Annotated in this window: 22 protein-coding genes and 1 pseudogene; 13 read left to right on the top strand and 10 right to left on the bottom strand. The window is 65.9% G+C overall.

The window, feature by feature from the left end; all coding sequences use genetic code 11:
• Positions 1-91: 91 nt before the first annotated feature.
• Positions 92-589 (top strand): metallopeptidase family protein, encoded by a 498-nt coding sequence (locus MWU77_RS10020; protein ID WP_247273554.1) that lies wholly within the window; start codon positions 92-94, stop codon positions 587-589.
• A 128-nt stretch (positions 590-717) separates the two neighbouring features.
• Here the strand turns inward: MWU77_RS10020 and MWU77_RS10025 are convergent, their stop codons facing one another.
• The gene (locus MWU77_RS10025; RefSeq protein ID WP_169686803.1) at positions 718-978 is read right to left on the bottom strand and encodes a WhiB family transcriptional regulator; all 261 of its coding nucleotides are present in this window, start codon (positions 976-978) and stop codon (positions 718-720) included.
• A gap of 344 nt (positions 979-1,322) precedes the next feature.
• On the opposite strand from MWU77_RS10025, the gene cofD reads away from it, so the two are divergent.
• Genes cofD through MWU77_RS10040 form a run of 3 tightly spaced genes read left to right on the top strand, consistent with a single transcriptional unit; the run spans position 1,323 to position 4,236 of the window.
• On the top strand, positions 1,323-2,312 hold the full coding sequence (gene cofD / locus MWU77_RS10030; RefSeq protein ID WP_247273555.1) for a 2-phospho-L-lactate transferase: 990 nt from the start codon (positions 1,323-1,325) through the stop codon (positions 2,310-2,312).
• Complete coding sequence (locus tag MWU77_RS10035) at positions 2,312-3,682, top strand: coenzyme F420-0:L-glutamate ligase (protein ID WP_247273556.1); 1,371 nt, start codon at positions 2,312-2,314, stop codon at positions 3,680-3,682. The genes cofD and MWU77_RS10035 overlap by 1 nt, the downstream gene beginning before the upstream one ends.
• Before the next feature lie 2 nt (positions 3,683-3,684).
• Positions 3,685-4,236 carry an NUDIX hydrolase gene (locus MWU77_RS10040; RefSeq protein ID WP_169685826.1) on the top strand — a complete coding sequence of 184 codons (552 nt, stop codon included), beginning with the start codon at positions 3,685-3,687 and terminating at the stop codon, positions 4,234-4,236.
• A gap of 19 nt (positions 4,237-4,255) precedes the next feature.
• On the opposite strand, the gene MWU77_RS10045 is transcribed toward MWU77_RS10040, so the two are convergent.
• From MWU77_RS10045 to rfbD, 4 genes are read right to left on the bottom strand one after another with little or no spacing between them, the layout of a single operon-like run.
• Complete coding sequence (locus tag MWU77_RS10045; RefSeq protein WP_247273557.1) at positions 4,256-5,041, bottom strand: SGNH/GDSL hydrolase family protein; 786 nt, start codon at positions 5,039-5,041, stop codon at positions 4,256-4,258.
• Entirely contained in the window at positions 5,034-6,119 is a 1,086-nt protein-coding gene (locus tag MWU77_RS10050) for a sugar phosphate nucleotidyltransferase (protein WP_247273558.1), read from the bottom strand. The genes MWU77_RS10045 and MWU77_RS10050 overlap by 8 nt, the downstream gene beginning before the upstream one ends.
• The gene (locus MWU77_RS10055) at positions 6,116-7,033 is read right to left on the bottom strand and encodes a glycosyltransferase family 2 protein (RefSeq protein WP_169685823.1); all 918 of its coding nucleotides are present in this window, start codon (positions 7,031-7,033) and stop codon (positions 6,116-6,118) included. The genes MWU77_RS10050 and MWU77_RS10055 overlap by 4 nt, the downstream gene beginning before the upstream one ends.
• 59 nt (positions 7,034-7,092) lie before the next feature.
• A complete protein-coding gene (rfbD, locus tag MWU77_RS10060; protein ID WP_247273559.1) occupies positions 7,093-7,959 on the bottom strand; it encodes a dTDP-4-dehydrorhamnose reductase in 867 nt (288 codons plus the stop codon).
• A 237-nt stretch (positions 7,960-8,196) separates the two neighbouring features.
• Here rfbD and MWU77_RS10065 point away from each other — a divergent pair, with 237 nt between their 5' ends.
• The 7 genes and pseudogenes from MWU77_RS10065 to MWU77_RS25120 all read left to right on the top strand — a co-directional run.
• Positions 8,197-9,723 (top strand): LCP family protein, encoded by a 1,527-nt coding sequence (locus MWU77_RS10065; RefSeq protein WP_247273560.1) that lies wholly within the window; start codon positions 8,197-8,199, stop codon positions 9,721-9,723.
• A 34-nt stretch (positions 9,724-9,757) separates the two neighbouring features.
• Positions 9,758-10,468 carry a TIGR03089 family protein gene (locus tag MWU77_RS10070; RefSeq protein WP_169685818.1) on the top strand — a complete coding sequence of 237 codons (711 nt, stop codon included), beginning with the start codon at positions 9,758-9,760 and terminating at the stop codon, positions 10,466-10,468.
• Between the two features lie 83 nt (positions 10,469-10,551).
• On the top strand, positions 10,552-10,944 hold the full coding sequence (locus tag MWU77_RS10075; protein ID WP_169685816.1) for a hypothetical protein: 393 nt from the start codon (positions 10,552-10,554) through the stop codon (positions 10,942-10,944).
• On the top strand, positions 10,944-12,194 hold the full coding sequence (locus MWU77_RS10080) for a putative T7SS-secreted protein (protein ID WP_169685814.1): 1,251 nt from the start codon (positions 10,944-10,946) through the stop codon (positions 12,192-12,194). The genes MWU77_RS10075 and MWU77_RS10080 overlap by 1 nt, the downstream gene beginning before the upstream one ends.
• Positions 12,191-12,823 carry a hypothetical protein gene (locus MWU77_RS10085; protein ID WP_169685812.1) on the top strand — a complete coding sequence of 211 codons (633 nt, stop codon included), beginning with the start codon at positions 12,191-12,193 and terminating at the stop codon, positions 12,821-12,823. Before MWU77_RS10080 ends, MWU77_RS10085 begins: the two co-directional genes overlap by 4 nt.
• An 81-nt stretch (positions 12,824-12,904) precedes the next feature.
• Positions 12,905-13,564, top strand: coding sequence for a hypothetical protein (locus tag MWU77_RS10090; protein WP_206039469.1), 660 nt, complete (start codon positions 12,905-12,907; stop codon positions 13,562-13,564).
• 527 nt (positions 13,565-14,091) lie between these two features.
• Positions 14,092-14,202: pseudogene (locus MWU77_RS25120) on the top strand (ribbon-helix-helix protein, CopG family); the annotation flags it as partial.
• A gap of 37 nt (positions 14,203-14,239) precedes the next feature.
• Here MWU77_RS25120 and MWU77_RS10095 read toward each other — a convergent pair.
• Together MWU77_RS10095 and MWU77_RS10100 are read right to left on the bottom strand one after the other, a co-directional pair.
• A complete protein-coding gene (locus tag MWU77_RS10095; RefSeq protein ID WP_169686801.1) occupies positions 14,240-14,593 on the bottom strand; it encodes a hypothetical protein in 354 nt (117 codons plus the stop codon).
• Between the two features lie 204 nt (positions 14,594-14,797).
• Positions 14,798-16,240 carry an MFS transporter gene (locus tag MWU77_RS10100; protein WP_169685806.1) on the bottom strand — a complete coding sequence of 481 codons (1,443 nt, stop codon included), beginning with the start codon at positions 16,238-16,240 and terminating at the stop codon, positions 14,798-14,800.
• A gap of 147 nt (positions 16,241-16,387) precedes the next feature.
• On the opposite strand from MWU77_RS10100, the gene MWU77_RS10105 reads away from it, so the two are divergent.
• Positions 16,388-16,867 carry a MarR family winged helix-turn-helix transcriptional regulator gene (locus tag MWU77_RS10105; protein WP_169685803.1) on the top strand — a complete coding sequence of 160 codons (480 nt, stop codon included), beginning with the start codon at positions 16,388-16,390 and terminating at the stop codon, positions 16,865-16,867.
• A gap of 11 nt (positions 16,868-16,878) precedes the next feature.
• Here the strand turns inward: MWU77_RS10105 and purE are convergent, their stop codons facing one another.
• Together purE and MWU77_RS10115 are read right to left on the bottom strand one after the other, a co-directional pair.
• The gene (purE, locus tag MWU77_RS10110) at positions 16,879-17,382 is read right to left on the bottom strand and encodes a 5-(carboxyamino)imidazole ribonucleotide mutase (RefSeq protein ID WP_247273595.1); all 504 of its coding nucleotides are present in this window, start codon (positions 17,380-17,382) and stop codon (positions 16,879-16,881) included.
• 23 nt (positions 17,383-17,405) lie between these two features.
• A complete protein-coding gene (locus MWU77_RS10115) occupies positions 17,406-18,677 on the bottom strand; it encodes a 5-(carboxyamino)imidazole ribonucleotide synthase (protein ID WP_247273561.1) in 1,272 nt (423 codons plus the stop codon).
• Positions 18,678-18,873: 196 nt separating this feature from the next.
• Here MWU77_RS10115 and MWU77_RS10120 point away from each other — a divergent pair, with 196 nt between their 5' ends.
• Positions 18,874-19,413 carry a GtrA family protein gene (locus tag MWU77_RS10120; protein ID WP_374229850.1) on the top strand — a complete coding sequence of 180 codons (540 nt, stop codon included), beginning with the start codon at positions 18,874-18,876 and terminating at the stop codon, positions 19,411-19,413.
• Positions 19,414-19,419: 6 nt separating this feature from the next.
• Here the strand turns inward: MWU77_RS10120 and MWU77_RS10125 are convergent, their stop codons facing one another.
• Positions 19,420-20,727: a HAMP domain-containing sensor histidine kinase gene (locus tag MWU77_RS10125; RefSeq protein WP_247273562.1), complete on the bottom strand. Its 1,308-nt coding sequence runs from the start codon at positions 20,725-20,727 to the stop codon at positions 19,420-19,422.
• Positions 20,728-20,737: the final 10 nt, after the last annotated feature.

The raw sequence follows: 20,737 nt of genomic DNA on the forward strand, positions 1-20,737 counted from the left end.
GCGTGTCACCGGCCCCGGGACTATTCGGACACACCGGGGAGCAGCCCTCCGATTTCGGCTGCCGCAATCTCCCTGTCGTAATCTCCACTGCATGGCCCGAGCACGTCGTACTACTCCCGTGTCGTCCCGCACGGTGACGCGACGCGGTCGCGGAATCCGCGGACCGCTGTTTCCCCACGACCTGCCTGCGCGCAAGTCCCGAGCCGAGAAGTTCGACCTCCTCGTCCTCAGCGCGTTCGCGCCGATCGACGCTCAGTGGCACGACCGCCTCACGAAACTCGACCTTGCGGTCGACGACGTCCCCAAGATTCGCGCACGCGACCCCGACTCGGTGAACTGGCCCGACGAAGTCGTCGCCGACGGACCGGTCCCGCTGTCGCGGCTCGTCCCCGCGGGGATCGACCGCAGGGGCGCCGCGACTCGCGCACGGATCGTGTTGTTCCGCCGCCCGCTCGAGCTCCGCGCCGAGGATCCCGACGATCTCACCCACCTCGTGCACGACGTCCTCGTCCATCAGGTCGCGACCTACCTCGGCATCGAACCGGAGGTCATCGATCCGGAACTGGGCGATCTCGGCGACGAGAGCTGACGCCGGCGGGAGACGAATACAGCGAAGGCCGGGTACTCGGTCGCCCGAGTACCCGGCCTTCGTCGTGGATCGTCCCCGGACACCGATGAATCAAGCCCGTACTCCCCGTACCGGGCCGGACCAGACCGTCAGACGATGCCGCGCTTGAGGCGCCGCCGTTCCCTTTCGGACAGCCCGCCCCAGATTCCGAAACGTTCGTCGTGAGCAAGCGCATATTCGAGACATTCGTCACGAACCTCACACCCCAGGCAGATGCGCTTCGCTTCCCGCGTCGAACCACCCTTTTCAGGGAAGAACGCCTCCGGGTCGGTCTGTGCGCACAGTGCACGTTCCTGCCACTGCTCCTCGACATCCGTCGAATCACCAAATCCTGTAATCAATTGCAGAATCGGTGTGCCACTGTCGGAGTCGTCGCAGACACTCTCGACTGCAGTATCGATCCGAGAGATCTCGAAAACTTCGCGCTCGTCGGCCATCCTCCGCCTCCTCACCTGCAGCGCCGCAACTTTCGCGGATCGGGATCTTTCTGCCACCCCCCGAATCTTGCTCGAATGCGACGTCGTCACAATCGATCCCGATCCGGAAACTCGGAATGACACATATGTGATTAGACACGCCGGGCGTGTCGCGGTCAAGCGGAACGGATTTTCTCGCTTACGATCGACGACTTTGCAATTTCTTGGTTTAGGACGGCGCTCGCCGGGGTACCGCGCGCACCGCATAGGCTGGCCCCGTGAATGTGACTGTATTGGTCGGAGGTGTCGGCGGTGCCCGTTTCCTCACAGGACTGCGAGAATTCCTCGGCATCGCACGGGGCTCGGACATCGACCCCGACGCGCCGCATCGGATCACTGCCGTCGTCAACGTCGGTGACGACGTGTGGATGCACGGCCTGAGGATCTGCCCCGATCTCGATACATGCATGTACACGCTCGGCGACGGCATCGACGCCGAGCGCGGATGGGGCCGAAAGGCCGAAACCTGGAATGCCAAGGAAGAACTCGCAGCCTACGGCGCAGACCCCGACTGGTTCGGTCTCGGCGACCGCGATATCGCCACCCATCTGATCCGCACGAGGATGCTGCGCACGGGATATCCGCTCTCCGCTGTCACCGAAGCGCTGTGCGCACGATGGAAGCCCGGCGTCACGTTGCTACCGGCATCCGACGACCGCAGTGAGACCCACGTGGTAATCACCGATGCCGCCGACGGCATGCAGCGCGCGATCCACTTCGAGGAATGGTGGGTGCGTCACCGCGCCCAGGTTCCTACCCACAGCTTCGCCCACATCGGTGCCGACGACGCGAAACCGGCACCCGGCGTCCTCGACGCCATCGAGTCCGCCGACGTGGTCGTTCTTGCGCCGTCGAACCCCGTCGTGAGCGTCGGTGCGATCCTCGCCGTGCCGGGCATCCGCGGCGCACTACGGACCACGAAGGCGAAGGTCGTCGGCCTGTCCCCCGTGATCGGAGGTAAGCCGCTACGAGGCATGGCCGACGCGTGCCTCGACGTGATCGGAGTCGACACCACCGCCGAGGCAGTGGGCAGGCACTACGGAGCCCGCAGTGGCACCGGAATCCTCGACGGCTGGCTCGTGCATTCGACCGACGAGGCCGATGTTCCCGGCGTCGAGGTACGAAGCGTGCCACTGCTGATGACCGACGTCGACGCGACCGCCGAGATGGCCCGCGCCGCACTGGAACTCGCCGGAGTGCAATTGTGATGCCCGCAGACAGCGCGACCGACACCTCCGTGCGTGACCACGCGCCGGGCGGCCCCGTCGAGATCAGACCGGTCACCGGCCTACCGGAGTTCCGACCCGGCGACGACCTCGCCGCCGCGCTCGTCGCCGCCGCGCCGTGGATCGTCGACGGCGACATCCTGGTGGTCACCAGCAAGGTCCTGTCGAAGACCGAGGGGCGCATCGTGCCCTCCCCCACCGACCCCGACGCACGCGACGCACTCCGTCGGCGCCTCGTCACCCAGGAAGCGGTGCGGGTGCTCGCCCAGAAGGGCCGCACACTGATCACCGAGAACAAGCTCGGCATAGTGCAGGCCGCGTCGGGCATCGACGGCTCCAACGTCGACGGCGCGGAACTCGCGCTGCTGCCCGAGAATCCCGATGCCAGCGCAGCGACGCTGCGCGCTCGGATCCTGGAACTACTCGGAGCGCGGGTCGGCGTGGTGGTCACCGACACCATGGGCCGCGCGTGGCGTGTCGGGCAGACCGACGCCGCGATCGGATCCGCCGGGCTACCGGTACTCCACGGCTACGAGGGCTCCCACGACTCGCAGGGCAACGAACTCATGGTCACGTCGGTCGCACTCGCCGACGAGATCGCGGCCGCGGGTGATCTCGTCAAAGGCAAGCTCGGCGGAGTCCCGGTCGCAGTGGTTCGCGGCCTCGACCTTCCCGACGATGGTTCCACCGCACGCGCACTCGTACGCGGCGGAGAGGACGACCTCTTCTGGCTCGGCACCGCCGAGGCGCTCGAACGGGGCCGACGCGAAGCACTGCTGTTGCGCCGGTCGGTACGCGAATTCTCCGCCGACCCGGTCGACCCCGAAGACCTACGCGACGCAGTTGCCGAAGCACTCACCGCGCCGGCGCCCCACCACACCCGCCCGGTTCGGTTCGTATGGGTGCGCACCGAACAGGTACGACGACGTCTGCTCGACGGCATGCGTGACCGCTGGGCCGACGACCTCGCGGGCGACGGACTCGAGCCCGTGGCCATCGAACGCCGTCTCGCCCGCGGATCGATCCTCTACGACGCGCCCGAAGTGCTGGTGCCGTTCTGGGTTCCCGACGGGGCCCACGAGTACCCGGATGCGCGCCGCACCGCCGCCGAAGCCACGATGTTCACCGTCGCCGCGGGCGCTGCCGTACAAGGTCTACTCGTCGCACTCGCCACACGTGGCCTGGGTAGCTGCTGGATCGGATCGACGATCTTCGCGCCCGAGGTCGTGCGTAGAGAACTCGATCTTCCCGACGATTGGTCGCCTCTCGGCGCGATCGCGGTGGGATACCCGAAAGACGAGCCGCGGCCTCGCGAGGTCTCGGAGCCCGGCGACTCCCTGCGGGAGCTGTAACCGTGTCGGCCGAGTCGTTGCACGCATCCGCACTCGAGCGCCTGGACGCGTGGCGCACGGATTCGGAGAACGCAGAGTCCTTGAAACACACGATGCTCGCGTTCCTCGATTCCGCACCCGGCGGCTGCCTGCGTTCGCACGTTCCCGGGCACATCACCGCGTCGTCGCTCGTACTCGACGCCGATCATCGCAATGTGCTGCTCACGCTGCATCCGCGGGTGGGCAGGTGGATCCAGCTCGGTGGGCACTGCGAACAAAGCGACGAGACCGTCGTCGATGCCGCACTTCGTGAGGCTTCGGAAGAATCGGGGATCGACAACCTCACGATCGACCCGAACCTGCTCTCGGCGCATACGCATCCGATCACGTGCTCACTCGGCAAGCCCACACGACACCTCGATCTGAGGTTCCTCGTCACCGCACCGGTGGGCTCGGTACCGGTCCGCAGCAACGAGTCGACCGACCTGCAGTGGTGGCCGGTCGACGCGTTGCCTGCCGATGCCGAACACGAGACGATCGAACACCTCGTACGGCTCGCTGCCGCCCGCCGCTGATCTACCGGCGGACGGCCCGCTACAGGTCGATGGGCGCGGGGACCGGACGCTTCGGAGCGATCCCGTCCCCCGACGATTCGCCGCGGACGCGTCGCCGGACCCACGGCATCAAGAACTCGCGCGCCCACTTGGCGTCGGCTCGACGCTGCTCCGGGCGAGCCACGACCGCTGCCGGTCCGAGTTCCACAGGCTCGATCTCGTGTTGCGCTCCGAGCGTGTCCAACACCCTGATCGCCATGTTGCGGTGCCCTTCCGGCGACATGTGCAAGCGATCGAAGTCCCACATGCGGTAGTCCCGGTATTCGGAGAACCGCCAATAGTCGACCAGCGTCGCACCGTGGCGGTCGGCGACCTCACGGACGAGTTCGTTGTAGATGGCGACCCGTCCCCGCAGATGCCGGAACACCGGGGCCCAGCCGACGTCGTACGCCGTCCACATCAGCACCCGGGCGCCGGAGCCGGTGAGCGCGGCGATCGCCTCCTCGTACTGCGCGACGAGCACATCGAGATCCAGGCCGGGCCTCATGATGTCGTTGCCGCCCGCATAGATCGTCACGAGGTCGGGTTCGAGTGCAAGTGCAGCATCGAGCTGTTCGTCGAGGATCTGCCGGAGCAACCGACCACGGATTGCGAGGTTGGCATAGCCGAATCCGTCGTTGCCGCGAGCGAGCTGCTCAGCGACACGGTCGGCCCACCCGCGCACACCGTTCGGGCGGGACGGATCATCGTCTCCCACTCCCTCGGTGAACGAATCCCCCAACGCCACGTACTTCGTGTAGGTCGCGGCAGTCTCGAAGTCAGACATCTGTGCTGAACCTGATTCCTCCATCCGGGATCTGGACCCCGGGCCATACCCGCGCACCTCGTAGCAGTTCGCAGCGCGCACCGATATCGGCACCGTCGCCGATCACACCGTCGCGAATCAAGGCACGCGGACCCACTCGCACACCGAAACCGACGATCGTACGCTCGATCACCGCACCGGCCTCGACCCGCGCGCCGTCGAAGATCACCGCACCGTCGAGGCGCGCACCCGCGCCGATTTCGGCGCCGCGGCCGACCACCGTGCCACCGATGAGCAACGCACCCGGCGCAACGGACGCACCGGGATGCACCAGCGACTCACCACGCTGACCCGGCAGTGCCGGTGACGGAGCGATACCGCGCACCAGATCTGCCGAACCACGCACGAAGTCCTCCGGGGTGCCCATGTCGCGCCAATACGCGGCGTCGACGTGGCCGAAAAGCTTCCTGCCCTCCGTCAGGAGTGCGGGGAACACCTCGCGCTCGACCGACACCGGACGGCCTTCGGGGATCGCCTCGATGATCTCGCGACGGAACACGTAGCAGCCCGCGTTGATCTGATCGGTCGGCGGATCCTGGGTCTTCTCGAGGAAAGCGGTGACCCGGCCGTCGGCATCGGTCGGCACGCAGCCGAACGCGCGGGGGTCGCCCACGCGAACAAGATGCAAGGTGACATCCGCCTCGGTGCGGACGTGGGTGTCGAGTACGGCCCCGAGATCTGTTCCACCGAGCACGTCGCCGTTGAACACCATGACGTTCTCTGCGCGAAGCTTCGGCAGCACGTTGCGGATGCCCCCGCCGGTCCCGAGCGGCTCGGTTTCGGTGACGTACTCGATCTCGAGGCCGAGATCCGATCCGTCCGCGAAGTGTTCCTCGAAAACCTCCGCCTTGAACGACGTGCCGAGAACCACATGCTTGATTCCGGCCTCACGAATCCGCGCGAGCAGATGTGTCAGGAACGGCAGTCCCGCGGTGGGCAGCATCGGCTTCGGCGCCGACAGGGTCAGCGGGCGAAGCCGCGTTCCCTGGCCCCCGACCAGAATCACCGCGTCGGTATGCGGTGCGGCAGCACTCGTCATGGTCTCCCCTGTTTCTCGTCGAGATCGGTCCCCTCATGACCGACCTTGCCTGCATCGCGCTCGCGTACAGCCGAAGCAACCACCATCTTGGATCGCACCGCGAGGCCACCACGCAGCGCCCAGCGCAACGGTGCCTGCCACGGATGCGGATGCCGATCTGCCTGGAATCGGTACGCACTCTCATGGTGCGCCGGAAGCATCAATTCCGGGTGGCGTCCTGCGGCATGTCCCTTCGCGTGAGTGACCTCCGCGGACGGAACATAGACGTTGTGCCAGCCGGCTCGCCCGAGACGATCGCCGAGGTCCACATCCTCCATGTACATGAAGTATCGGGAATCGAATCCGTCGACGCTGTCGAACGCGGCACGGCGAAGAAGCAAGCAGGATCCGGAAAGCCAACCTACGGGCCGCTCGCTGATCGCTTCGTTCTCCTGTCGGTAACGCTGCGTCCACGGGTTCGTGGGCCATACCGTACCGAGCAATGCGTGACCTGCCCCGGAGGACAGCGTCGGCACCGTACGCGCGGACGGATAGATGGTCCCGTCCGGTTCACGGATCAGCGGCCCCAGCGAACCGGCGCGCGGCCACCGCTGCGCCGCATCGAGAAGGGTGTCCAGTGATCCCGGGCCCCAGCGCACGTCGGGATTGGCGACCACCACGAACTCCGCCGACTCGTCGATCTCGGCAACCGCACGGTTGACTGCGCCGCCGTAGCCGATGTTCCCCCCGGTATGCAGCAGGGTCGCATTCGAATGCGCCTTCGCTGCCGCTTCCGGCGTGCCGTCGGTCGAGCCGTTGTCTGCCATGATCACGCGAGTCGGCAGCGAGGTCGCCGTCGTGAGCGAAGTCAGGAAGTTCTCCAGGTGCTCGCCGGGCGAGTAGGTCACCGTCACCACGGCCAGCGTCGAATCCACGCGCGCAACCATAGCGGCCGAAGCAGTGTGCGACGAGTCACGGGCAGACTTCGCGAAGCTCACGCGTGCGCATCCAGCGCGCCGAGCGCCGCCTCCAACGCTTCCCGCCACGGCCGGAGCGGCGTGAGACCGGCCGCCGACCAGGACTGCCCGTCCAGCACCGAATACGCGGGACGCGGAGCCGGACGGACGAACTCGTCGCTGGTGCAGGGCAGGACCCGGTGCGGGTCGGCGCCGACACCTGCGAAGACCGCACACGCCAGGTCGTACCACGTGGCCTCACCCCCGTTGGTCGCATGCAGGATCCCCCCGGGCACCGGATCGGAGTCGGCGCGAAAGGCGAGTTCGAGCAGGCCGGCAGCGAGATCGCGCGCATAGGTGGGGCATCCCAGCTGGTCGTCGACGACACGCACGGTGTCGCGGTCACGTTCGAGACGTCGCATCGTCGCGACGAAGTCGTTTCCCTCACCGGTGTAGACCCACGCGGTCCGCACGACGTGCGCGGACGGCAGGATCGCGCGAACGGCCTGCTCACCGAGCAGCTTGGACCGCCCGTACGCGCTACGCGGATCGGGGCGCGCATCGACCGGATACGGCTGTGTTGCGTCGCCGGCGAACACGTAGTCGGTGGAGACATGGATCAGGGCCGCGCCGACGTCGGCGCACGCCCGGGCGAGCACGGCCGGACCGTGCCCGTTGACGGCCGTGGCCGCAACCTCGTCGGTCTCCGCTGCATCGACCGCGGTGTATGCGGCGCAGTTGATCACCACCGACCCCGGCGCGACGGCCGCAGCCACCGCCGCCTCGTCGGTGATGTCGAGTTCGGCCGAGCCCACGCCACGAACAGGACTTCCCGAAGACGTCCCCAGGTCGATCACATGGCTACCGAGCTGACCGTGGGCCCCGGTCACGAGAACGTTACGCACGTGGCCGAGTCTGGCACGCCGGTGTCGAACACGCCCGTCGGGGAATTCCACCAGTAACCTTCATCGAGTACCCGGACGCAAGCCGAAGGAGGACCGCACGTGCCGTCAGAGCCGCCCCGCCGCAGTGCCAGGGGGCGCCCCAGCACGGATGAGCGGCGCAGGACGCGTCCGACGCGCTCGTCGTCCAGGCCCGTACGAGAGCCGAGCACCTCGCGGCGCGCCGCCGGTGACCGCGCCATGCCCCAGGCCACCCAGGGTGTCTCGCGGGTGTTCACAGGACGACCACGCCAGTTCGCTGCCGCGGTCGCCGCCGCACTCGTCCTGATCGCCACCGGCGTCGGATGGCGCACCTACGATTCGTTCGCATCTTCGCTCGCATCGGTCGAAGGCCTGAACCTCGGAAACGGCAAGGACGGCGCCCTCGACATCCTCTTGGTGGGCACCGACAGCCGCACCGACGCGCACGGCAACCCTCTGTCGCAACGCGAACTCGATGCACTGCGTGCCGGCGAGGAGGTCGCCAACAACACCGATACCATCATCTTGATCCGGGTGCCGAACGACGGAAGTTCCGCGACGGCCATCTCCATTCCTCGTGACACGTATGTCGAAGTGCCGGACATCGGGATGTCCAAGATCAACGCCGCATACGGCGCCACGAAGGAACTCGCCCGGCTCGAGGCCGTCGAATCCGGCGAGGACGAAGCGGCGGTCGAGAAGTCCTCCACGAAGGCAGGCCGGGATGCGCTGATCGAATCGGTCGCGGACCTGACCGGCGTGACGGTCGATCACTACGCCGAGGTCGGTCTGCTCGGGTTCGTCCTGCTCACCGATGCGGTCGGCGGCGTCGATGTGTGTCTGAACGCCGCGGTCGACGAACCGTTGTCGGGCGCCCACTTCGCAGCAGGCGAGCAGACCCTTCAGGGGTCCGACGCGCTGAGTTTCGTCCGCCAGCGTCACGACCTGCCGCGCGGAGATCTGGATCGGATCGTGCGTCAGCAGGTGTTCATGGCGTCGCTCGTGCAGAAGGTTCTCAGCGCGAAGACATTGAGCAATCCGTCGAAGGTGGCGCAATTGACCGCAGCGGTGCAACGCTCAGTGGTGCTCGATTCGGATTGGGACATCGTGCAACTCGCGACCCAGATGCAGGATCTCGCGGGTGGTGCGGTGCAGTTCTCGACGATTCCGGTGCAGGACATCAATGCGATGACCGACTACGGCGAGTCCGTCGTCCAGGTCGATCCCGATGAGGTGCGCGAGCATGTCGCTGCCCTGGTGGGTGGAGACTACGAGGGGTCGGAGACGACCACCAGCGACTCGCCGGCGCCCGACATCGATCCGTCGTCCGTGACCGTGAACGTCTCCAACGCGGGCAGCGTGTCCGGATTGGCGTCCGCGGTGTCGCTGGCGATGAGTTCCGAAGGCTACAGCGAAGGTGTGGTCGGCAACTACGCGGGCTCCGCGATGTCCTCGACCACTCTGTATGCAGCCGACCCCGACTCCGACGAGGCGCTGGCCGTCGCGGCGGCACTCGGGGATGTCGACATCGACTCCGACCCGAGCCTCCCGGCGGGCACCGTCGAACTCGTGCTCGCCGACGACTACACCGGACCTGGTTCGTCGTCCTACTCCGGGTCGAGCTCGGCATCCACGTCGGGCACGACGACGCAATCCGACGTGATGCCAGCAGGTGAGTCGGCGACGCCCGCGCCGGCCGCACCGCCCATCGACGCCGGGTCCGACGGGCCGCGCTGCGTCAATTGATCCATCCCGATACGACTCCCAGAACGAGGTTTCCGTGACCACCTTGACCGCCGCCCTGCTCGACCCGATCCTTGCGTCCGATCCCGCCGGTCCGCGCATCACGTGGTACGACGACGCGACCGGCGCACGGATCGAACTGTCTGCGATCACGCTCGCGAACTGGGCAGCCAAGACCGCCAACATGATCCGTGACGAGTTCGGGATCCTGCCCGGCGGCCGGGTGTCGGTGCTGCTACCCGCGCATTGGCAGAGCGCTGCGGTCCTGCTCGGCGCGTGGTGGGCCGGTGCGGAGGTCGTCCTCGACGCCGACCCCGACGCGGAGCTCGCGCTCGTCACCCCGGACCGACTCGACGAGGTCGACGATGTCGCCGAGGTGGCGGCGCTGTCACTGGACGCATTCGGACGCCCCGTTCCCGACCTGCCCCCGGGTGTCACCGATTACGCCACCAATGTGCGGCTGCACGGCGACCAGTTCCGTCCGTCCGGTGCCGGCGACGCCGCGCTCGACGGTCGCACGGTCGCCGATCTCCTTGCGGCAGCACAGGAGTCTGCGTCACGATCCGGGATCACCGGCACCGACCGTGTGTTGTCGAGTCGCGACTGGACCACCGTCGACGAACTCGTCGACGGGTTGATCTCGGTGCTCTCCGTCGGAGCTTCCCTGGTCCAGGTCAGCAATCCCGACCGTGCCGCGATCGGCCGTCGCGTCGAGAGCGAGAAGATCACCGCACGATTGGACGCATGACGCACACCCTCGTTCCGCACCATGGAAGTGAGGTCGGCCCCGTGCGGTAGTCTCCTCGCCGGAGAAGACACGTAGGGGGATTCGTGCCGGGGGGCTCACCATCAGAAGAACTGTTCATCGACGTCGTGGCCGTTGCCATGCTCGCGTCGACGCTCGACACGGCATCGGACGACATGTCGGCGGCGGTCGATGTCCTCGGATCGATCAGCGGTCAGGACCTCGGCTGCGCCGAATTGGATCGCGCTGCAGCCGATTTCCGTGACCGCTGGCAGGACGGTATCCGCAAGATCGCGTCGGCCACAGACGGCCTCGCGGTCGCACTGACAGAGACGTGCGATGCCTACAGCGCTCAGGTTCATGCCACCGCTGCAGCATTGGGCGCGGTCGGTTCGGCACTGCCCGACGGGGACGACTCCGCCGGGAATGCCGCACCTCCACCCGCCCGGCCCCCTGTCGTACTGCTGGGAGACTTCTGATGTCGGCACCCGGCACGTCGGGCGATTCGAATGCCGCGCTGTTCCCGAACCTCGGCTTCGACCCTGCCCCGGGCAATCCGGCCACGGTCGGTTCGGTCGCTACCCAACTGCGCACCACCGCACGCACGCTCGACGAGGCGCACCGAGCACTGGCCCGGATGGGGCACAGCGACGGCATCTGGCGGTCGACCGCTGCGACAGCATTCCGCGCTCGAAGCGCCGAACTTCCACCGATACTCGACACCGCCGGCTCCTCACTCCAGCAGGCCGGTCGGGCGCTCGAGGCATGGAGCGACGACCTTGTCTCGCTGCAGAAAAAGGCAGTGAGCCTCGAAGAGCTTGCTCGGGTCGCACGCAGCAATGTTGCTGCGGCGGAATCCAATCCTGCGCTGCAGGAACGTCATCGCACGTACTCCGATCCCGACCGGTTGGCAGCTGCACAGGCCCGGCTCGACAGTGCCGTCGCGGAGTTGGACCGCGCCCGCACCACACTCGACGACATCATCGCGCGCGCCGAATCGCTCCGAACGCAACATCGCGGACTCGTGGACGAGACCACACGTGTCCTCCGTAAGGCCGCCGAACAGGCACCCGACGAAGGACTCTTCGAACGGCTCGGGCGTCGCCTCGACGACTTCCTCGACGACGTCGGCGAGCTGTTCGAGGACATCTGGGATTACGTGCAGGACAATGCCGATCTCATCAACGAGTTGTCGAACACCCTCGCTACTTTGAGTTCTGTCCTCGGCGCTGCGGCAGCGGTCACGTTCTACTTTCCCGCCATCAGCGGACCGCTCGGAACGGCGGCTCTCGGATTGGGCGTCGCTGCGCTCGCGGGGCACGCACTCGCGAAGGCAGCCGGAGCCGAAGTGACCGCAACAACATTCGTGGTCGATATCGTCGGGGTCGCCACAGGCGGGATCGGCAAGGTTGCTTCGACGCTGGGAGACGGCGCCGGGATGGTCGTCAAAGGCGCCGACAGCATCGGGGACGCCCCGGGCGCTGCTGCCGCGGCCGTCCGGCAAGCGCAGCTTGAAGTGGTCGACAAAGCAGCAGGCAGGACCGGCGCGGGTACCGCACTTACCGTCCCGATTGCTGCACAACTGACCGGCGCTGAAGGGGTGACCAACATCTTTCAGGACGTCAACAAGTACGTACTCCCTGATACCCCTTCCGAACAATTGAGCACTCTCATTTTCGGTCCGATATCCGGTTCAGCCTTCAACACTCTTGTTCGGGAGTCGTCGTGAGACTGCAACTCGATCTCCCGTCAGGGCTCTCTCTCATTCCGCTCCAAAGGGATATTCCGCTGAGGACAGCCGCAGCCGAGGCTCTTGTCGCCTCAGCCACTACACAAGACTCGAAGGCCGACATCTCCAGTGTTCTCGCAACAAGCGAACTCCTGTCGCATTGCGACCTGGTGCTGGCCGGCGCCCTCGCCCTGCCTGATTCCGAGCCGAGCGAGTTCGCCGCTGTGACGCTGGCCGTTCGGCGCCTTCCTGACAGACGCGGCCCCTTCAATCGACCCGAAGCACGGGATGAACTCGCACGAGCATTGGCGGACACACTGGCTCGGGCCAACCCTGCCGCGGTGGTTCAATACCGCCGACTCGGATGCGGACCGGTCGTCCTCGCGCTGAGGGCATCCCTGTTCGATCTGCCGGGGGACATGACGGTCAACGGCAAAGCGGTCCTGATCACTTCCGATTCGTTCCAAGCCCTGGTTCCGCTGCCTGGAGGTGCCGAGATGGCTGTGCTCGATCTCAGTAGTTCATCGCGCGAACTGTGGCCCCGGTTCGTGGACATCGCGCTGACGATGGTCGACAGCATCCGCATCGGATCCTCCGACGATGCCCACTCCGACCGAGCCGAGAGGTGAGCGTTGCATCTGCCGACACCATTGACCGCAATAGTCGCATCAGGCGATACCGGCGCTTACACCGCCAGCTGGTGGGCAAGCGTGGCGCTGCTCGTGGCCTTTCTGTATTACGTTGCCTTCTACGATTATCGAGTCGGTCACCGCTGGAAGGTACGAAGAGGTATCAAAAAAGCACCTGCTATCGACATTCAAGAAACACAGATCCGCGCAATTTTCGACGGCAGCCCCATTGCCACAATCGACCCCAGAGAATTTACGGTCACAGTGGCTCGCATGAACGGTATCGCCAACACCTATGGCTACCACTACATAGGAGAACGCGGCCATGCCTATGGCAGCACTCGAATCGCGTTCCAGTTCCTGCCCTGCCGCCCCCCTCCGCGGATCCCTATCGTTTCGATTCGTTGGCGACCGTCCCCCCTTCCCCAGGTTCCGACCGCGACGCACCCCCAGCACTTCCCCACCGGCACGCAGCACGCCGGTTACCCACAGGGGTTTTCAGCGCATAACGGAATTCGGGCCGCAACCAGCTCGCCGCGTCCGGATCTATACAGAGCGACCAGGTACTTTTTCGACGGCCGCGACCTCGTACGCGTACGGGGCCCCTTGGAGGATCCGGTATACCTCGCCGACATTGCACACGAGCGCGGATATGCCTTCGCATGGTCGTATATGCCCAGAATCCGATCGTCGAAAAACGCACCGTGCTTCTGCTTTCGCCGTCTCTACCCCGCCGAATGACGCGCTCGTTTCGGGGCCGCCCCAACCTCGAGGGTGAGCTACTCATGCTGTCGAGGCCCACTCGCCGTGACGGACTCACCCGTTCCAAGAAGACGGTCGCAGAGAACGGGCCGCGGCCCTCGTCACGCTCGATCCGCGCGAGTTCACCCTCACAGTGGCCCGAATCAATGGCATTGCAAACGAGTTCGGGTATCACTACGTCAATGAGTGCGGAAACAGATTCGGGAGCATACGAGTGGAGTTCCAACGCCTTTCTGAACCTCCACCACCCCGAATACCGCATCTGCCGCGGCGCTGGGCGCAAGGACGCCCCTTCGGATCCACTGGGACGAACACCTCCGTATATCTACCACCAGAGCATGCCGATATTCTCCGCACGCATTGGGATCCCGTCTCGCTGATGCGGTGGAGGTCGGCGAGTATGACGTGCTCGACAACTCGGTTGAGGTGCGTCCGGACTATCGCCCCGGCCGGCCCCGCAGTGGGGATGCTGCCGAAGAAACCCGGCCCTTGCCGTTCGACTCACCGAGACCGATCGGCGTCGGTTGGCGGAGTACGCCGAACGGACTGGGCGGCCGATGAGTGCTGTCATTCGAGCTGCGATCGACGAGTACCTGGCCAGGCATCCAGCCGTGTGAATTGAAGCGTCGGATTCAATTCGCAAACGTAGCGTCTTCAGGTGCGGTAGCCGCCGTCCTCGAGCCCCGCTTCGATTTCGAACTTGTTGCGCGAACCGGGGTTGTGTACTTCCTCCCACAGATAGCGCACCGCGAAACCGAGTCCGTGACGTGCCCACTGATCGGCGTGGACGGCCTCGTGGCGAAGCAGCCGACGCGAGGGCATCGTGCGGGTGAGGAACACTCCCCCGATGGTGGTGCCGCCGCGCGCGAATCCGCCACGCATACCGGTACTCACGTAGAGACCGAACTCGTCGTCGAACGTCACCGCACCGCCCCAGAGACGTGCCCAGGTCAGGGCGAGGGCAGTCGGGATACGAGCGGAGGGGACTCCCCGCGACGCTCGCGTCATACGGTGTGGACTGCGGCCTGTTCTCGACACGCCTCGAGCCTAGCGACGACAGTGGGCGGCCTCCCACGAGGACCGCCCACCTCGACACTTTCCCCCACTTGTCCGAGTTTCCGTTGCCTCACGACCTACGGCAACCCAGGCAACGGGAGGAAAGTGTCGTGCGGTGGGCGACCTTCATACGATGACCGCCCACCGCGACACGTTTCAGACCCGGACAGGGACCGCTTCGTCGACCTTGTCGAGTTGCTTCCGCTTGGCCACCGGAATCGTGAGCGTGATGACGGCAGCGACCAGTGCGACACCGCATCCGATGAGCAGACCGGTCCGGAAGCCCGATTCGGTCGGAATGGTGTAGGCACCCACCTGAACACTCATCTGTGCCAGTACGACGCCGACGACAGCGGCCGAGATCGACGTGCCCATCGCGCGCATCAGGGAGTTGACGCTGTTGGCCGACGCCGTCTCGGTCTGCGGCACCGCCGCCATGATCAGCGCGGGCATTGCACCGTAAGCGAACCCGACGCCGGTGCTGCAGATCGCCGCAACGATCATCAGGCCCCACGTCGAGCCCATGAGCAGCTGGGAGGAGCCGTACGCGATCGCGATGATCACGCATCCTACGAACAGGGAGACCTTCGGCCCGCGGGCCGACGACAGTTTGCCCGCGATCGGCGAGACCGCCATCATCATCAGTCCGCCCGGCGCCATCCACAGACCCATCGCCAGCATCGACTGGCCGAGTCCGTATCCGGTTTCGGTGGGCAGCTGAAGCAACTGGGGAATGATCAGCGACTGCGCGTACATCCCGAAACCGACGACGACCGATGCCGCGTTGGTCAGCAACACTGCGGGCCGGGCCGCGATTCTCAGATCGACGAGGGGTTCGGGACGGCGCAGTTCCCACCAGCCCCATGCCACCAGCACGACCGCAGCGAGAGCGAACAGTTCCAGTGTCGTCGCACTCCCCCACCCCCAGTCGGCGCCCTTCGACACGGCAACCAGCAAAGCCGTCAGCGCAATGCCCAGGCCGATGGCCCCCACCATGTCGAAACGCCCGGGATTCGCTTTGCCGGGACGATCGGGCACCACGTTCCACAGCAGTACGAAGACAACCGCACTCAGGACTGCCGTTGCCCAGAAGAGCACCCGCCAGCTCGTGTTCTCGGCGACAGCTGCAGCGACCGGGAGGCCGAGGGCGCCGCCGATACCCATCGACGCGCTCATCAGAGCGATCGACGAGTGAAGACGCTCTGGCGGGAGGACGTCACGTAGCAGGCTGATGCCCAGCGGGATCAGGCCGACACCGAGCCCCTGCAGTCCGCGACCGAGAAGCATCGGCAGCAGCGATGACGACAGCGCACACATGATGGCGCCGAGGATCAACGGAACCGTGCAGATCAGCAGCATTCGGCGCTTGCCGTACGTGTCGCCGAGGCGTCCGATGACGGGCGTCGCGACCGCGCCCGTGAGCAGGGTGATGGTGATCACCCACGATGCGTTGGACGCGGTCGTGTCCAGCATCACGGGCAGCTGCCCGATGAGGGGAACCACCAGCGTCTGTGTGAGGGCACCGGCGATTCCAGTGAACGCGAGCACCCCCACCAGCAGTGAGGGGCGCACGTCCGGCGCCTCGACAGAACCTTGCATGAAACGAACTCCGTCTTCGAGTAAAGAAAAACCCAAACCAGCGGGTAATATGTATTGAGCACATGGTATGCATGATGCATATACACGGGTCAACACCGAGTTCGCCCATACTGGGAAAACGCGACCTAGGAGTGATGAGACACACAGATGGACAAGCCGACGCACCTGATCGAGTTCGAAATGATGCTCGTCGGGCGGCATCTCAACTTCTTCGGCCCCCGCCGGCGAGATGCCGGACGTCTGGACCGCAGTGCGTACACCATGCTCAGTCGCCTCTCAGCCCAGGGACCGATGAGCATCGGCCAGCTGAGCGACGCATTCGGACTCGATTCATCCACGGTCAATCGCCAGACCTCGGCACTGTTGAAGACAGGGTTGGCCGAGCGCATCCCCGACCCTGACGGGGGCATCGCACGCAAGTTCCAGATCACCGAGGACGGCGCCCGACGCCTGGACCACGAACGCGCCCGAGCTATCGAATCACTCGAACGCGTTCTGGTCGATTGGGACGCCGACGACGTGGCCGAATTCGCGCGCTATCTAGAACGGTTCAACACCGACATCGAACGCTTGTCCGGCTCGCCGTGGACCCGGCGCGCCGATATCGGGCACCCGAAGAGTTCGTGACCACCCGGCCGTCAGCCGAGCAGCTTCTGCCGCAACGCCTCGTCCTTGTCGAGCACCATGCTCTCGAGTCCGGCCTGGAACCGCTCCATGCGTTCACGCAGCGCCGGGTCGGCAGCCCCGAGGATGCGGGCCGCGAGCAGGCCGGCGTTACGTGCCCCGCCGATCGACACGGTGGCCACGGGAACACCGGCCGGCATCTGCACGATCGACAGCAGTGAGTCCATTCCGTCGAGGTACTTCAACGGAACCGGAACCCCGATCACGGGCAGTGGGGTCGCGGACGCGACCATTCCCGGCAGGTGAGCTGCACCGCCGGCGCCGGCGATGATGACTTTGATCCCGCGACCGGCGGCGTCCTTCGCATAGTCGAGCATGCGCTGGGGAGTGCGATGGGCGGAGACGACACCGACCTCGAATCGGATACCGAACTCGGCCAGCGCCTCGGCAGCGGCTTCCATCGTGGGCCAATCCGAATCGCTGCCCATGATCAGGCCGACCTGTGCGCCCTGCGTCATCGGGGTCCCCTGTGCCGTGTCCGTCATTCTGATTCTCCCGTGTGTTCGTTCCAGCCGTCGGTCCACTGTGCGTGCGAGAGCCAATGCGCGGCACGTTCGGCGCGTTCCCGAACCGCTGCGACGTACTCGGGGTCGTCGAGTGAGCCGGACGGGTCGCCGAGCAGGTTGACGTGCCCGATCTTGCGGTCCTTGCGTTCGCCCTTGCCGTAGAGGTGTACACGCACGTCGGGCATCCGGGCGAACAGATGATGGAGTCGCTCGTCCATGCTCATCGCCGGAGCCTCCGGAGCACCGAGGACGTTGGCCATCACCACGACGGGTGCGAGGGGAGTCGTGTCGCCGAGGGGGTAGTCGAGCACCGCGCGCAGATGCTGCTCGAACTGGCCCGTTCGCGCACCGTCCATTCCCCAGTGTCCCGAGTTGTGTGGGCGCATCGCGAGCTCGTTGACGATCAGCTCGCCGGCCTGAGTCTCGAACAGTTCGACGGCCATCACACCGACCACCCCGAGCTCACCTGCGATCCGCAACGCAAGCTGCTCCGCGTCAGCGGCAAGGTGGGCGGGCAGACCCGGTGCCGGTGCGATCACGACGGAGCACTGGCCGTCTCGTTGCACAGTCTCCACGACCGGCCAGCTTGCGCCCTGCCCGAACGGTGAGCGGGCGACCATCGCCGACAGCTCCCGACGCCATGCGACCTTCTCCTCCGCGAGCAGCGGCACACCGCGGTCGAGTTGCTCGGAGACGATCCGCTCGAGTTCGGCCTCCTCGTCGACGATCCACACCCCGCGGCCGTCGTACCCGCCGCGGGCAGCCTTGAGCACGAACGGCCATCCGAGGTGTTCACGAGCCGAGGCGAGGTCGCCGATCGAGGTGATCTCCGCGAACTTCGGCATGGGCGCACCGAACGCGCCGAGCCGCTTGCGCATCGCGATCTTGTCCTGCGCGAAGATCAGCGCCTGCGGCGGAGGCAGTACGGCGACACCCTCACTCTGCAGAATTTCGAGGTGTTCGGTCGGAACGCCCTCATGGTCGAAGGTCAGCGCGTGGGCACCGGTGGCGGCGCGCCGCAGCGCGTCGAGATCGTCGTGGCTGCCTAATACGACGTCGGGGCTCACCTGAGCGGCCGGTTCGTCCTCACTGCCCGCGAGTACACGCAGCGTCTGGCCGAGCGCGATCGCAGCCTGATGCGTCATCCGCGCGAGCTGGCCACCGCCGATCATCGTGACGACGGGCATCCCCGCAGTCAGCGCGCGGGGAGAGTCGGATCTGGGGAGCGAGTCAGGTCTACCGGTCACAGCTGCCAATGGTGTCACAGGCCGGAGCGCCGTCGTGACTGGGCAGCAAGCGGCCGCCGGGTCGCGTGACCGATCACTTTCGCGGCCCGGCGAACATTTCGGGACCAATATTCCGAATCGTCACTTTCCTGTGGTAAGCCTGAAAATTTTCGATGTAGTTCGTGGAAATCGCTCCGTGTTTCGTAGACTCGGCCGAGTGTCCGTCGTCGATGATGCTCTGAGCCGCCTTCCCGCACCATTACGGGAGCTGATGCTGCGTCACCGCGAACTCATCAAGTTCGCGATCGTCGGAGGTACGACCTTCTTGATCGACTCCGGGATCTTCTACACCTTGAAGCTGACGGTCCTCTCGGAGAAGCCCGTCACCGCGAAGATCATCGCGGGTGTGGTTGCAGTGATCTGCTCGTACATCCTCAACCGCGAATGGTCGTTCCGAAACCGCGGGGGACGAGAACGGGCGCACGAGGCGTTCCTGTTCTTCTTCGTCAGCGGGATCGGAGTGGTTCTCAGCTTCATTCCGCTGTGGATCTCGAGTTACGTCTTCAACTTGCGGGTACCCGAGGTCAGCCTTGCCGTCGAGAACATCGCCGACTTCGTCAGTGCGTACATCATCGGAAACCTGCTGCAGATGTTCTTCCGCTTCTACTGTTTCAAGCGGTTCGTATTCCCTGACGAAACCGTCCCGGATGTGCGCACGGTGGACGAACTGGACAAGTCCGACCTCGACCGGACCTGACCGCCTTCACCTCGGTTCCCGGACTCCGTCCATGTGCACCGACGTCCAGTCGCGCGCCGCGCCGAGGAACAGCGCGAACAGGGCTGGTCGCCGTCGCTGCAATTCGAGTCGCCCACCGTCTGCTTCCGCGAGCGCACGAGCGAGCGCGAGACCGACCCCGGTCGATCCTCGTCCTGAGAAACCCCGATCGAAGATGTGCGGCACGAGGTCGTCGCCGACGCCCTCACCTTCGTCGCTGACTTCGACGCACACCGTCGAATCCCCCCGCATGGCGACATGCCGCACCGAAACCGTGCACGTGCCACCGCCGTGAGCAAGAGCGTTGTCGACGAGGACGGCAACTGCTTCACGCAGACGCGATGCAGTCACGGAAGAGCGCAAGGACGGGTCGCCCCGAAGGACCAGATCGCGATCCGCATCGTGGTACGGACCGCGCCAGTCTGCGATGACGCCGGCAAGCTCACCTACCACGGAGACTTCGGTCCGTAGTTCGGCTCCGCTGTTCCGAGACTGACGCACGAGCCCCGCGATGGCTGTGGTGAGGCGATCGACCTGAGCCATCGCCGCCTCGGCCTCCTCGACCACTGTCGGATCCTCGTGCGTGGACAGTTCGTCGAGTCGAAGGCGGATCGCGGTCATGCGGGAGCGGAGTTGATGAGAGACGTCGCCGACCAGCGCATGCTCGCGTTGCAGGCGGCCGGAGATCTCCACCGCAGCGGAGTCGAGCACATCCGAGACCCGGTCGAGCTCGGCGATGGAATGCCGCTGCGGCACCGGTTTGAAGTCGCCCTCGGCAAGCCTGGCTGCGCGCGCGGCCACATCACGCAGCGGGAAGGCCAGCCGTCTGGCGGTAGCCACCGCCACCAGCGCCCCTACTGCAACGGACAGCAGGACAAGGAAGCCGACCGCGGCAAGTACCTGTCGTTGCAGCGTGCGCATGTTCTCGGAGGGGGCCTCGATCCGCAGCGACCCGGAGGTACCCATCGACAAGGATTCGACGAGGGGATACTCCGGGGTGACGTCACCGATGTCGAGACGCGCTGCCTCGTTCTCAGGAGTGGGATAGACCACGACCACGCGCCCGCCGTCGGGTACGAGAAGCCGCAACGAACCGGTATCGAGTCCTCCCACCACGAGGCCGTCCGTGCCTTCCTGCGCAATGATCTCGTCCGACATCCGCTCGAGCCGATTTCGGAGGTCTCTGCGTGTGGTGTCCTCCACGAACAGGTAAGCGGTGAAAGCGAGTGGGATCCCGAGCAGAAGGGCGACGAGCAGCACCGCAGCCAGGACGGCGTTGAGGATGCGCCTGCGCACCGTCCGCCCC

This window comes from Rhodococcus sp. F64268 (genome assembly GCF_023015605.1).
Taxonomy (GTDB): Bacteria; Actinomycetota; Actinomycetes; order Mycobacteriales; family Mycobacteriaceae; genus Rhodococcus.